Source organism: Acinetobacter sp. P8-3-8 (genome assembly GCF_000214135.1).
Classification (GTDB): domain Bacteria; phylum Pseudomonadota; class Gammaproteobacteria; order Pseudomonadales; family Moraxellaceae; genus Acinetobacter.
Genome location: NZ_AFIE01000063.1, coordinates 1 through 14,963, shown reverse-complemented (window position 1 = coordinate 14,963; position 14,963 = coordinate 1). Strand labels below are relative to the sequence as shown.

Below are 14,963 nucleotides of genomic sequence, written 5' to 3'. Positions count from 1 at the left end.
GAATTTCACAGTGGATACAGTTGCACCGACATCAACAGTTGAAATTTTAGGAATTACTGATGATAGTGGCGTTTCAGGTGACTTTATTACCAATGACAATACTTTAATATTTAACGGTAAAGTCAATGGAGCATTAGGGACTGATGAAAAAGTTCAGATGAGTTTAGATGGTGGCGTGACTTGGAATGATGTGGTTAGTGATGCAAATGGAACGTGGACATTTGATCATACTGCCAATCCGCTTGCGGATGGGACTTATACAGTTCAAGCACATATTGTAGATCAAGCAGGTAATGTAGGAGCAACAGATACACAAAACGTTATTGTTGATACTACAATCAGCGTTCCAACACCTGCAATTTCAATGAGTAATTATCAGGACAATGGTGTTTCCTCTACAGACTTCTACTCAAACGACACGCAGTTTACATTGAATGTGACAGGCGAAGCAGACGCACAAGTGATTTACCAAACCTTGGAGGATGGTACTTGGAGGAATTTACATACAGCAAAGATAGCTACTGATAATACCTCATCGTATGACGTGGATTGGTCTGCACTGCAAATCAATGACCAAAGCCGTAAATTCCGTGCGCTGATCACAGATATTGCAGGTAATAACGCAACCGTCTATGTGGGTGGTACAGATGAAACAACTGCACAAAACTATCGTGTTGATAATGTGGCAGCAACTGGTAACCTCTATGTTGAACAGAAGCTTTCAACACGGGGTGGGATAGATGTAAAGAATGCCTCTTTGCAATTGAATGAAACAGGCGTACATACATTTAGAGTATATGATCAAGAATATAGAGGGCCACATATTGAACAACTGACGGAACTTACTACTGGCAGTGGCTTACAGACCGATGCAAATGGAAAGCTAGATCTTTCTACCTTGCTTGTCAAAATGGATAATTTTAAAAACTATGTTTTTGAAACTGTTGATAATGCAGGAAATACTTCAGTTACTCAATATTTCGCCCAAAATACTCCAACTCCAACTACAGCTTTTACTGGACAATCAAACTATGTCAATTGGTATTACGCGCCATACACTTATCTGAAAGAGTTTAGTGCATCGGCCTTTATGGAAATGGATGGTATTAAATTCTACAATGACGCAGGTAATCTTGCAGGTTTTGCAACACGCTATGAGGGTTTTTGGTATGCGAAAGAGACGCTCATTTACTTGACATTAGCAAATGGCACAGTTCTCACCACGACAGCGAGTGAAACGAATGGATACAGAACTGAATACTGGGAGTTTAGTTATAACGATAGCAACCCAATTGCAGCGGGAGAAGTAGCAGCTTTAAGGTTAGTACCAATCGGTGATCAAGCCTTGCTTCAGAATGAAACAGCGGATTATCGTTACGATGTATCAATTGATCAAATGATGATCGATGGAGCTAATCCGCCAACGGTTTTAGGTACTGTTGGTTCATATAGTTTTCTTAACTCACCTGTACAATACATCATAGGTCGTGCTGATACGACGGGTAGCAAAGATTGGCATGATTCGATTCTTTATCAAGAATATACCAGTACCCGTGATAATGATGCGATCTACTCAAATGGTGTTGCAACGACATTGGTATACAAAGTATTGGATACGATTACTGAAGAAATGAATAGTGGTGGTGCATATCTTGGAAAAACAGGGACTACAATCGGTTTAGATGGCTATGGCTCACAATTTGATTTAGGCACATTTGGTAATAGTAATCTTAATGATTGGATCGATAGAAATAGTGATGGAGTGATTGGCGTGTTTAACCAAGACTTTGTCGATATTAATGGAGATGGTATTTATGATGGCTCATCAGGTGATCAAACCACACAAGTGACTGATATTTGGAATCATTTTGATGCGACGAAAGACAAACTCGATATCAGTGATTGGATCACGCAAATTGAACAAGAGACAGGCATTGCAATTACAGATAATAATATTGCTCAGTATTTAACAGCTAAATCGGTGACGAACGCAGAAACTGATGCAATATCGACAGTATTAAGCATAGACCGAGATGGTGCTGGTGCGAAGTATGCAAGTAGTCAATTCTTGATTCTAGAAGCAACGGGTAAGTTGGAATTAGCAGATTTGTTAAATAACAACATCATCTTGCACTAAAATTGAATTGGTAAGTTAAACTATAAAATAGCCGCATTTCGATGTGGCTTTTTTACAAAATAAACAATATAAATGTGAAATGCATCACAATAATATGTATAATGGCTAAAATTAATCCAGTTTAAAAACTACATCTATTTTTTTGTGTTAAAAAAAACTTTATAGAGGACACATTTATGGCTTTAGTAAATATTATTTCATCTTCCAATTTTATGGCGAATAGTTTAGTTAGCCTAAAATTTTATGATTCAATTACTGGTGTCTTTTTAAAAGAAGTCACGCTTACAGTAAGAACTACAGGCTCGTTTAGTTATAGCACATCAGAGTTTATCAATGGTGAAAAAGTTATTATTAGTGGAACAGGAAGAGCGGGGAGTCCTGTAATTGAAGAGTTGGTGTTAAAAGACTATGTCGCTCCTAATATTGAGGCAGCAGTAAATGCGACTGGTACAGCTGTTTTTGGAACCTCTGAACCAGGTGCTACCGTTCAAATCAAAAGTGTTGCAACAGGTACTATTTTAGGTACGGCAATTGTTGCTGCCGATGGAACGTATTCGGTTAATCTTAATCCAGCTTTGGTTAATGCTGAAAAAATTGAAGCTATTGCAACAGATAGTTCAAATAATTTTTCATCAAAATCTTTAATTGCACCTGATATTACACCACCAGCAGCACCTACAAATCTAGATGTTGTTGATGTTGGTCATGCAGTAGTCGGTAAAGCCGAACCTAATTCAATTATTATCATTCGCGATGCTACGGGAGTAGAAATTGGTGCAGGTGTTACTGATACCAATGGTAATTTCAAAGTTAGCATTTCACCAGCTCAAATTAATAAAGAAGCTTTGACAGCAACAGCAACAGATGCTGCAAATAATGAATCAACCAAAGCACCATTTAATGCACATGATTTAACAGCACCAAATCCACCTTCAGATATTACAATTATCAATGATGGTGCAACTGTAAATGGTACAGCAGAACCAAATTCGAAAATTGAAGTTAAAGATATTTTTGGAACGGTAATTGGTACAGGTATAACGGATGCAACAGGACATTTTTCTGTAGCCCTGAACCCGGCTCAAAACAATGGTCAAACGATTACATTAACGGCAACAGATGATGTCGGAAATCAATCAGGACCTGCTTTAGCAATCGCAAACAATGCAGCACCTGTAATCACCATTGCTGAAGTTGATGCAACGACAGGGGCAACAATTAATGGACAAGTATCTGAACAAGCGACAGTTGTTGTTAAGAATGCTGCAGGTGTTGTGTTAGGTACAGGTCAAACAGATGCAACAGGCGCATTTAGTTTTGCATTGACTCCTGCGCAAGCCAATGGTGAAAAGGTGTATGTGACTGCGACAGATACAGCACCAACCCCATTGTCTTCAACAGTTTATGAAGCGACGGCACCTGATATTACAGCACCGAATGCACCAACAGATATTACAATTATCGATGATGGCACAGTTGTTACAGGTAAAGCAGAACCGAATTCAACGATTGAAATTAAAGATCCAACAGGTACAGTGATTGGCACAGGTACCACAGATGCAAGTGGAAACTTCTCGATTCCAGTCAATCCAGCTCAAAACAATGGTCAGACATTAACATTAACAGCGACAGATGATGCAGGGAATACTTCTGACCCTGCACCAGCGACAGCAGATAACGCAGCACCAGTGATTAGCGTTGCAGAAGTAAATGCAACGACAGGTGCAACGATTAGTGGTCAAGTATCTGAACAAGCCACAGTTGTTGTTAAGAATGCTGCAGGTGTTGTGTTAGGTACAGGTCAAACAGATGCAACAGGCGCATTTAGTTTTGCATTGACTCCTGCTCAAGCCAATGGTGAAAAGGTGTATGTGACTGCGACAGATACAGCACCAACCCCATTGTCTTCAACAGTTTATGAAGCGACGGCACCTGATATTACAGCACCGAATGCACCAACAGATATTACAATTATTGATGATGGTGCAGTTGTTACAGGTAAAGCAGAACCGAATTCAACGATTGAAGTGAAAGACCCAACAGGTACAGTAATTGGTACAGGTACTACAGATGGCAATGGTAACTTCACAATTGATCTTAATCCTGCACAAAACAATGGTCAAACGATTACATTAACAGCGACAGATGATGTCGGAAATCAATCAGGACCTGCTTTAGCAATCGCAAACAATGCAGCACCTATAATCACCATTGCTGAAGTTGATGCAACGACAGGTGCAACGATTAGTGGGCAAGTATCTGAACAAGCCACAGTTGTTGTTAAGAATGCAGCAGGTGTTGTGTTAGGTACAGGTCAAACAGATGCAACAGGCGCATTTAGTTTTGCATTGACTCCTGCGCAAGCCAATGGTGAAAAGGTTTATGTGACAGCAACAGATACAGCAACGACACCATTATCTTCAACAGTTTATGAAGCAACAGCACCTGATATCACTGCGCCAAATGCGCCGACAGATATCACAATTATCAATGATGGTGCAGTTGTTACAGGTAAAGCAGAACCAAATTCGACTATCGAAGTCAAAGATCCTACAGGTACAGTGATTGGAACAGGACCTACAGATGCGAATGGTAATTTCTCTGTCAACCTGAACCCTGCACAAAACAATGGTCAAACCATCAGTTTGACAGCAACAGACAATGCAGGAAATACATCAGACCCTACACCTACAACAGCAAATAATGCAGCACCTGTAATCACCATTGCTGAAATTGATGCAACGACAGGGGCAACAATTACAGGTAAAGTCTCTGAACTAGCGACAGTTGTGGTTAAAAATGCAGCTGGCGTAGTTTTAGGTACAGGTCAAACAGATGCAACAGGTGCATTTAGTTTTGCATTGACTCCTGCGCAAGCCAATGGTGAAAAGGTTTATGTGACTGCGACAGATACGGCACCAAACCCATTGTCTTCAACTGTTTATGAAACAACAGCACCTGATATTACTGCACCAAATACACCGACAGATTTAGATGTGATCGATGCTGGAGCGACAGTTACTGGTAAAGCAGAGCCGAACTCAAAAATTGAAATTAAAGATCCAAATGGTGTCGTAATTGGCACAGGTACCACAGATGCAAGTGGTAACTTCTCGATTCCAGTCAATCCAGCTCAAAACAATGGTCAGACATTAACATTAACAGCGACAGATGATGCAGGGAATACCTCTGCTCCTGCTTCAGCACTTGCAGATAACGCAGCACCAGTGATAAGCATTGCAGAAGTAAATGCAACGACAGGTGCAACGATTAGTGGTCAAGTATCTGAACAAGCTACAGTTGTTGTTAAGAATGCAGCAGGTGTTGTGTTAGGTACAGGTCAGACAGATGCAACAGGTGCATTTACATTTACCTTGAGCCCTGCTCAAGCGAATGGTGAAAAGGTGTATGTGACTGCGACAGATACAGCACCAAACCCATTGTCTTCAACAGTTTATGAAGCGACAGCACCTGATATTACTGCACCGAATGCACCAACAGATTTAGATGTAATCGATGCTGGAGCGACAGTTACTGGTAAGGCTGAACCGAATTCAAAAATCATTGTAAAAGACTCTACAGGAACAGTGATTGGTACAGGTATTACTGATGGTAATGGTAATTTTACAGTAGGCATTAGCCCTGCACAGAAAAATGGCGAAGAATTAAAAGTATCGGCACAAGATGCAGCCAATAATACATCGCCTGAAGCACCAGTGATTGCAGATGATATTACACCACCAGCTTTAGGGACACCGACATTTACTGCAGATGGTACGCAAGTTGTGGGTACAGCTGAAGCAAATAGCATTATCACTGTGAAAGATGTGAATGGTAATGTGATTGGTACTAGTATGACCGATGCAAACGGCGTATTTGCAGTGACTTTAGATAGGCCGTATGGTTTTGGTGAAACAGTTAATGTTACAGCAACGGATCAGGCAGGAAATATTAGTCTGCCGCAAAATGCGACTGCACCAGTTTTAATTCATGCAAACAATGATGTTGCACAAGCAGACGTTGACTTGGGTTATAAAACAACAACGTCTTCATATACTGAAAAGAAATCATTTGGTTCAGTATTTAAATTTTTGGGTATGCCTATTTTAGGGTGTAAAGCTGCTGAAATTAATTTCAATGTTGGCGAAACTCAGAAAACTAATGTGGATATTAAAGCGACAAACCTTGGATTAAGCAGTCTATTTGATGCAATTAAAGTGACCTTGTATAAACAAAATACAGATGGTTCTTGGGCGAAGGTTGTTTCAAATAAAGATGTTGGTTTATTCAATAAATTCTTCTTATTCTTCCCTGAGCAAGGTCGTATTTCTACTCAGAATCTTGAAAAAGGGAACTATAAGATTATTGCTGAAGATTTAACGTTATTTAGCTTTATCTCTGTAAATTGCTTAAATGTGACCTACAAAACAGAAACGAGATCAGATGTTCTCGATGTCTTAAAAGTCAATGTGCTTGAAGGTGATGTACTGCTAAATGATGTTGGTGCGAGTAAAGTTGTCACAAAAATTACCAATGCTGATGGAAAAACAGTTGATGTGATTGCAACTGGAACAACATTGGCGGGTAAATACGGAACAATCGTTATTGAGGCAGATGGTTCTTATAAGTACACACCGAATAAAGATATCAAAGTTGTAGGTCAAGTTGACCAGTTTACCTACAGCATTACAGATGCCAATGGTAATGTTTCAACTGCAAAAGTATTTGTACAAATTAAAGCAGATGAAGTGAAATTAGAGTGGAATCCAAATGATCCATCTCAACCAGCGAAAATGTTGAGTTTAAAAAATGACGTAGATACTGTACACATTGATCTGTTTAAGCAAATCAATACATCTACGCAAGCTGTAACTTCAGGTGAATTAACAGCAACTTACAATAAATCATCGAGTGTTGTTTCGAGTAGTTTTACTGTAGCAAGTCAGTCTGAGTCAGTTGTTAAAGTTGCTGTAAAAGGCGGCTACGAGAAAAATATTTTTGGACAATATAAAGTTTATCAAGATGCAGATGACACAACATTTACGTGGCAATTGCAGCGTTACAATAGTAAAACTAGTCAATGGGAAAATGTTGCAGGGCAGTCAGGTTCTAAATATTTTGATAAATGCGGTAATTGTGTTTATACCGGTAATGAATTATTTAGTGCCAATGTAAATATCACTGAAGCTGGAAAATATCGTGTGAATTTTACTGCGAAGTCTGGTTACTGTGGTCACCCATGTGCGCAAGAGTTTGATACCGATGTGACTGTTACAACGAAAACATTGACTGATCAATGGTCTCAAGCTTCGAATGGTTCTACTTCAGGGAATATTTTCACTGGTCTAGACACTGATAGTGCAAATGTAGATACATTGGGTATATTTGCTAAGAAACTTGCGGTTTCAATTGATGGTGGCGCAACATTTACAGATGTGACTTCGAGCAGCACCGTTCAAGGTTTGTATGGAAAATTAGTCATCAATGCAAATGGTGATTATAGCTATACTCAAACCAGCAATACGCCTGCTACAGATAATTTTGTATACAAAGTAACGGCTGAAAATGGTGAAACTGCTACCGCAACATTGAAAATTGGCTTTGAAAGTACAGTTCATGGTACAGCCTATGCTGATAATGTGACATCTGATGCAATCCAACAGGTACTTGAGCTGGGTGCTGGCGCAGATTCAGTTAAGTTCACGGCATTCAATGAGTTTGACAACCATGCAGATATTTGGACTGATTTTTCAAAAGTGCAAGGTGACAAGATTGATGTGAGCTCATTATTAAGTGGGCAAGCAGTAACCGATCAAAATATCAGTCAATATATTTCAGTTGTTCAAGATGGGTCTTCAAGTGTGATTCGTGTAGATCTTGATGGAAGTGGAACACAATATACTGCCAAAGACCTTGTTGTGCTTCAAAACCAACAATTGAACCTAGATGATTTATTACAAAGTCACAGTATTTTGTACTAAGTAAATGCGTATTGATAATTGAAATTAAAAAGAGGGTTTAAGCTCTCTTTTTAATTTAAAAAAAGTAGCTAGAATTTTGTTTTTAATAAATAAAATTGTGTATTAAGATGCGAAATACGCGATGTGTTAAATCTAGTTTAATTTTAAAAATAAGCATAATAGGGATTCTATATTTTGCTGAATAAGACGGATTTAGATTTATTGGAAGCAACGAATTTAGTGAAGAATGATATGCATTAAAAAGACAAGAATTTAGGTTTGAACGATGTCTGAAAAGTAGTCGAGTTATATAAAATATTGATTAAATGAAGTGCATTTATTGTACTGAATTTATATAGATCAAATATCAATACACTTTATTCCAATGCTAAAAATTAAAAGCTATTTCCGGGTGAAATTCGCGAATGTATAAAGCTAAGAAGCCATCATTTCCTGTAAAAAGTTTAAGCGTATTAATTGGGTCAATGCTTTTTATACAGATACCTTCATACGCACAAGAACAAAGCTATTTAAAAAGTTTTAAAAATGGCGTTCAAGGTTTAATTAAACCGAAAGAAGATGATTCCTATAAAACGGCTCAAATGAATCAGTTATCTGATTTTGTCTTTGAACCTGATGCACAGATTACGGAACTTCCAATGGTGACAGCACCAAAGTCGGTGACTGGAAAAGACGCTTTGTTAAATTCTAACGATATAGAACAAGGAGAAATTTTTACCTCCTCTTCTATAGCGCCAAAGCGCAATTTATCATTAGATGAAGCTGTGCAAATTGCAATTAAACGTAATCCAAATATTGCAGAATCGATTGCAACTTTAGCTGCGCAAAATGCAAATATCGATGTGGCAAAAGCACAGTATTATCCTCAATTAAAAGCAGGATTAAATACAGGTGATTTTACATCGAGCGATAGAGGACGTCAGGTCTATAGCGTTGAAGCAAATCAACTGCTTTACGATTTTGGCAAAGTTAAATCGAGTGTAACTACCCAACAAAATAAGCTGCTTGTTGAGCAAGCCAATGTGCTCATCAGTATTGATGAAATATCTGCCGATACGTCACGTGCAGTATTGGCCTTACTCCGATATCGTGCGCTGGTACAAATCGCACAAGATCAAGTCAAAGGCGTAACTCGCTTATATCAAATTGCAAAATTAAGAGCAGATGCAGGGATTAGCAGTAATGCCGATCCTGTGCAAGCACAGAGTTATGTAGAGTATTCAAAATCATATTTATTGGCTCAGACCAATCAATTACGTCAACAAGAACAAAAATTAAGAACCTTACTTGGTTTTGATGTAAGCCGAATAGAGTTCGTGATTCCTGATGAGCTTGTTCAACTTTCGGGCTTATATGATGAACCTAAGATGAATACAATCCCTACAATGATTGCCGCAAAGGCTGAGATTGACGTTGCAAAAAGTCAGAAAAAACAAACTGAATTAAGTCGCTATCCAACGGTTTCTTTGGTGGGAGCTGTCAATAAAGCCTTAAATGGAAAAAATCCAAATACAGGCATAGACAATGATACAGACAGTGCAATCTCTATTTCGGTGAGTAGTAATTTTTATCAAGGAGGATCAGTTGGTTCACAAGTTAAGGCCGCTGGTTTTGCTGAACAAGCAGCGCGTTCTAAATTGAACGCAACCTATCTGAATATTTTAAATTCAACACGAGCCGCTCGAGAAAATATTGAAAATACAGACAAACAGATTTGGGTGCTATTAGATCGTGAGAGATCTACAGCAAAAACCAAAGAACTCTATGAAGAACAATACAAGCTTGGAAAACGGTCTATTTTAGATTTATTAAGCTCTGAGCAATCTTACCATAGTTCAAGAATTGAAAGAGAAAGTGCCCGCTATGACATCTATGATACTGTGGCTGTTTACGTCAATGTAACAGGTAAAAGTAGAGATGTTTATCATTTAAATAATACAAAAATTCAAGGGTTTGAAGTGCAGCCATGAATAAGACATTAAATTATCAACCTTGGCTTCAAGCCATCATAACGGTTGCACAACATTATCGAATTCAACCTTCTGAAGAACAAATTCGTTTACAGTTGGAATGGAATAAATACCAAACGGTTGATGATCTTTTTACGATTATTACACGTCAAATTGGTTTAAATGTCAGAAAAGCAGATTTTTCTGCCGACGTTTTAAACCCTTGGCGCTTACCTGTTGTTGTTGAATTTAATAATGGACAAGTTGCTGTTATTGAAAAAGTAGACAACCAAGGAAATGCGAGTTTACAACTCAGTGGTGATCAAGGTTTATCACAAACATTTAGCTTGAGTGAATTACAAGCAAATGCCAAGCAAGTCTTTATTTTTAGACCAGAAACGTCTGTTCCTGATGCACGTGTGGATGAATATATCAAGCCATACGAGAAAAGCTGGTTTTGGGATATTGTTCTAAAAGACTGGAAGCGTTACACAGATATTATGGTTGCTTCGATGATTGCCAATATTCTGGCATTGGCAACCATTATTTTCTCTATGCAGGTTTATGACCGTGTTGTGCCATCACAATCTGTGCCGACTTTATGGGTCTTGGCGGGTGGTGTGCTTATTGCCGCCATTTTTGAATTCGCCTTGCGTATTGCACGTATTTATCTATCTGACATTATTGGTAAACGAGCAGATTTGAAAATTTCTGATCGTGTTTTTGGACATGCTTTACGCATTCGCAATAAAGATCGATCTAAATCGACCGGTTCATTTATTTCACAAATCCGTGAACTTGAAGGGGTTCGTGAGCTTGTTACCTCTACAACCATTAGTGCAGTTGCAGATTTACCTTTCTTCTTCTTATTCCTTGTTATTTTCTGGATTATTGGTGGCAATATTTTCTGGGTGATGTTGCTGGTGGTTCCTTTAATGATTATTCCAGGGATTCTTGCACAAAAGAAACTGGCGCAATTGGCTAAAGAGGGGATGCGTGAATCATCAATACGAAATGCGATTTTAGTTGAAGCTGTACAAGGTATTGAAGATATAAAGTTATTAAGAGCAGAGGCACGATTCCAAAATCAGTGGAATCATATGAATGAAGTTTCTGCTGATATCAGTATGCGTCAACGCAAAATTACAGGTTGGCTGAATGCTTGGACGCAAAAAATCCAAGGTTTAACCTATGCCATCGTTGTCTTGGTGGGTTGTTTTGCGGTCATGAAAGGCGATATGACAACAGGTGCACTGGTTGCGTGTTCGATTTTATCGTCACGTATGCTTGCACCAATTTCACAAATCACAGGTGTTTTAGGTCGTTGGCAGCAAGCAAAAGTTGCGAAAGAAGGCTTAGATGAGTTGATGAAAAAGCCTGTTGATTATCCTGATCGTGCGCAATTGATTCATCGTAAAGCAATTGTTGGGGATTATGATTTTAAAGGCGTTGTATTTAAGTATGGCGATGAAGACCCAAGACCTTCTTTGGTTATTCCCCAGTTAAAAATTAAACCTGGTGAAAAGGTTGCGATTTTGGGGCGCAATGGCGCAGGAAAATCGACACTATTGCAATTATTATCAGGCATGCAAATGCCGGTACAGGGCAAGATTTCATTAGACGGAATTGACCTAACCTTACTGGATCCTGATGATGTGCGCCGTGATATGGCATTGCTTAATCAGAATGCACATCTTTTCTTTGGCACAATTCGTGAAAACCTAACTTTAGGTGCGCCTTTGGCGACGGATGCTGAAATTGTTCATGCTTTGAAAATCACCAATGCACTGGAAATTGTGGAACAAAAGAAAGAAGGTTTAGATCATTTGGTGCTTGAAGGTGGTGTTGGTTTTTCAGGTGGTCAAAGACAAGCCTTATTACTGACGCGTTTATTATTACGTAATCCAAATATTGTGCTACTTGATGAGCCAACGGCTTCGATTGATGACGTTTCTGAGAAAATGTTAATTCAACATTTAAAAGCATGGTTAGGTCATCGTACTTTGGTTGTTGCTACACATCGACCTGCTGTTTTGCAACTTGTGGATCGAATCATTGTGATTCATGACGGAAAAATCGTAAAAGATGGCCCGCGTGATGCAATTTTGAATCCTAATCAGTCAAAAGTGGGAGGAGCTTCAGCATGAGTCAAGAGCAACCAGAACAAAAAGTGCCACAACAACAAACAGCTCAAAGCAGTGAAGTCGCACCTGAAGTATTACATCGCCCAACCAATCCTTCTGCGATTAAGTTTTCTGAACCACCATTACCAAAATCGACCTTTATTATTTGGATCGTTGCGATAGGCTTATTAGCGTTTATCATTTGGGCATGTGTATTTAAATTAGAAGAGGTATCGACAGGTACGGGTAAAGTAATTCCTTCATCTAAAGAGCAAACCATTCAGTCCTTAGATGGTGGTGTGGTGACCAGTTTAGATGTAAAAGAGGGTGATATTGTTCAAAAAGGACAAACACTGGCTCAAATAGATCCAACCCGTTTTGAATCACAAGTGGGTGAAAGTCAAACCAAATTGTTAGCAACACAGGCCACTGCTGCACGTTTAGAAGCAGAGGTAAATGGGACAGCGATCCATTTTCCTAAAGCTGTTTTGGCGATGCCAAATTTGGTTCGAGAAGAAACAGCGCTTTATACCTCACGTCGTGCCAATTTAGATGAATCTATTGCTGGTTTAAAGCATGCCTTAACTTTGGTACAGAATGAATTGCAGATGACCCAACCGCTGGTTGCAAAAGGGGCTGCATCAGAAGTTGAAGTATTGCGTTTAAAGCGTGATATTAATAATTTTGAAAACCAAATTAATGACAAAAGTAATGAATATTATGTGAAGTCACGTGAGGAGCTCGCACGGGCGAATGCAGATATTCAATCATTACAACAGGTGGTTGCAGGGCGTACCGATTCCGTAGAACGAACGACCTTTAAAGCACCTGTTCGTGGTGTAGTGAAAGAAATTGCAGTGACCACGATTGGTGGTGTGGTACCGCAAAATGGTAAGTTGATGACCATCGTACCTATTGACGAGCAGTTATTGATTGAAGCACGTATTTCACCACGAGATATTGCTTTTATTCACCCTGAACAACCTGCATTGGTGAAAATTACAGCGTATGATTATTCGATCTATGGTGGTTTAGAAGGCAAAGTAACGGTGATTTCGCCTGATACTATTCGTGATGAAGTAAAACAAGATCAGTTCTACTATCGTGTTTATATCCGTACAAATAAAGATAAATTGGTCAATAAAGCGGGTAAATCTTTTGCGATTACACCGGGTATGGTTGCGACGGTTGATATTCGGACAGGTCAAAAAACCATTATCGAGTACTTGTTGAAACCGTTTAATAAAGCTAAAGAGGCGTTAAGAGAAAGATAATTTCTTTAAATTTAACGTTTAAAAACCAATCTTCGGATTGGTTTTTTATTACTTTAAAAAGCTATGCTGATTGATCATAATAAATATGGAAAACTAAAATTAATGATTTTTTACGGAATAAAATATGAGAATTGCGCTTATTCCATCCTCTGATCTTTCATATGACTCTGGTAGCATAATTCACGCAAAGCGGCTTTTTTCAAGCCTTTTGGATCGGGGGCATGATGTTCATATGATTGGCTCTAGAATGCCAAAAGATATTGAGCATGAATATTTGTCAAGAATTTATATAGATGAGCACATTCTAGATCATCCGATCATCAATGATAGGGAAGTGACAGATGAACAGTTGATGTATTCTTTTTCAAGTAGTTTTGATTTCTTGCAAAAACTACATCGACAAAAGAAAATTGATGTTATCCATGTTCAATATCTTTCTTTTACGAGTTTGGCAGCAGCAACATTCAGTGCAGCAACAGGTGTTCCTTGCGTTGTATCAAGTTTTGGCCGTGATTTAAATATTGGATTGGTTGAAGATAAAAGGCTTGCAGCAATGGCGATTCAAAGTCTTTCAACAATTGCCCATGTTATTGTTCCAAATGAGGCTGTTAGAAAAAGTTTTACTGAATTATTAGAGAGCCGAAGTTTGAGTATTCCGACCAGTATTATTCCACAAAGTTTTGATCAAAATGTATTGAAATATCAGTCTGATTTGTATGGAAATTTAGGAACCCCTTTGTTGGCAACAATTAATTCCTGTTTTACTAAGGAAAAGGGAATTGATGAAATAATACGAGCACTTCCAATCATAAAAGAGAAATTTCCTAATGTAACATTATTAATAGCAGGCACTGATGATCATCCTTTTCAAGTGAATAAGAACCGATTGTTAGCACTGTGTCATGAACTGAATGTGAGTGATGCTGTTCAATTTGTGGGGTATCTTGATCGTTCTAGTGTTGGTTCGCTTTTAGCTAAAGCCGATCTTTTTATTGATGCACGTAAGCAAGGTAATTTTAGCTCGGTGTTGCTTGAAGCACAATTTATGGGAGTCGCAACCCTCTGTTCAGACGTAGAAGCAGCAAGAACGATAATAACTTCTCAATATAATGGAGAGTTCTTTGAGTCAGGGAGAACTGGCAGTTCCTAGCGACCAAAGCTATTACACTTCTTTCTTCTCCAGCAATGCTTTTATCTTTACGTGGCGGAGCTGTTGAATGGCGAAAAACGCATGGTAATTTTTATCAGGAAAGTAATGCAATGTCTTCTATTGAAGGCATTTATCATTCTTTAACTGAAAGTTGTAAAGTGGTTTGAATTGCTAAAATATACCAAAGTCATAATCTATTGAATGAGTTAAATATTGACTAGTAGCGGTAACGATGGGAAATATGAAGTTTTCACTTTAGCAAAAGCATGTAATTAAAATTGAACTTAAAAATTGATATAAATCAAACAATAAAAAAGCCCCAATCTTTCGATCAGGGCTTTTTGAATTT

Annotated in this window: 6 protein-coding genes; all 6 read left to right on the top strand. The window is 38.5% G+C overall.

Going from position 1 to position 14,963, the window contains the following annotated elements; all coding sequences use genetic code 11:
• Nucleotides 1-2,137, top strand: a 2,137-nt coding sequence (locus GGG_RS19940; protein WP_010116922.1) for an Ig-like domain-containing protein, incomplete at its 5' end; no start/stop codon positions are given.
• Between the two features lie 176 nt (nucleotides 2,138-2,313).
• Nucleotides 2,314-8,118 (top strand): BapA/Bap/LapF family large adhesin, encoded by a 5,805-nt coding sequence (locus GGG_RS0116720; protein WP_010116921.1) that lies wholly within the window; start codon nucleotides 2,314-2,316, stop codon nucleotides 8,116-8,118.
• Nucleotides 8,119-8,522: 404 nt separating this feature from the next.
• Nucleotides 8,523-10,088 (top strand): TolC family protein, encoded by a 1,566-nt coding sequence (locus tag GGG_RS0116715; RefSeq protein ID WP_010116920.1) that lies wholly within the window; start codon nucleotides 8,523-8,525, stop codon nucleotides 10,086-10,088.
• Nucleotides 10,085-12,214, top strand: a complete 2,130-nt coding sequence (locus tag GGG_RS0116710) for a type I secretion system permease/ATPase (protein ID WP_010116919.1) — start codon at nucleotides 10,085-10,087, stop codon at nucleotides 12,212-12,214. The genes GGG_RS0116715 and GGG_RS0116710 overlap by 4 nt, the downstream gene beginning before the upstream one ends.
• The gene (locus GGG_RS0116705; protein WP_010116918.1) at nucleotides 12,211-13,464 is read left to right on the top strand and encodes an HlyD family efflux transporter periplasmic adaptor subunit; all 1,254 of its coding nucleotides are present in this window, start codon (nucleotides 12,211-12,213) and stop codon (nucleotides 13,462-13,464) included. The genes GGG_RS0116710 and GGG_RS0116705 overlap by 4 nt, the downstream gene beginning before the upstream one ends.
• Nucleotides 13,465-13,588: 124 nt before the next feature.
• Entirely contained in the window at nucleotides 13,589-14,614 is a 1,026-nt protein-coding gene (locus tag GGG_RS0116700; protein ID WP_081399953.1) for a glycosyltransferase family 4 protein, read from the top strand.
• The last annotated feature ends 349 nt before the right edge of the window (nucleotides 14,615-14,963 follow it).

What these genes read in the sequence shown, in the direction of transcription:
- GGG_RS0116720 (WP_010116921.1), top strand. Translation starts at nt 2,314, where the DNA reads ATGGCTTTAGTAAATATTATTTCATCTTCCAATTTTATGGCGAATAGT.
- GGG_RS0116715 (WP_010116920.1), top strand. Translation starts at nt 8,523, where the DNA reads ATGTATAAAGCTAAGAAGCCATCATTTCCTGTAAAAAGTTTAAGCGTA.
- GGG_RS0116710 (WP_010116919.1), top strand. Translation starts at nt 10,085, where the DNA reads ATGAATAAGACATTAAATTATCAACCTTGGCTTCAAGCCATCATAACG.
- GGG_RS0116705 (WP_010116918.1), top strand. Translation starts at nt 12,211, where the DNA reads ATGAGTCAAGAGCAACCAGAACAAAAAGTGCCACAACAACAAACAGCT.
- GGG_RS0116700 (WP_081399953.1), top strand. Translation starts at nt 13,589, where the DNA reads ATGAGAATTGCGCTTATTCCATCCTCTGATCTTTCATATGACTCTGGT.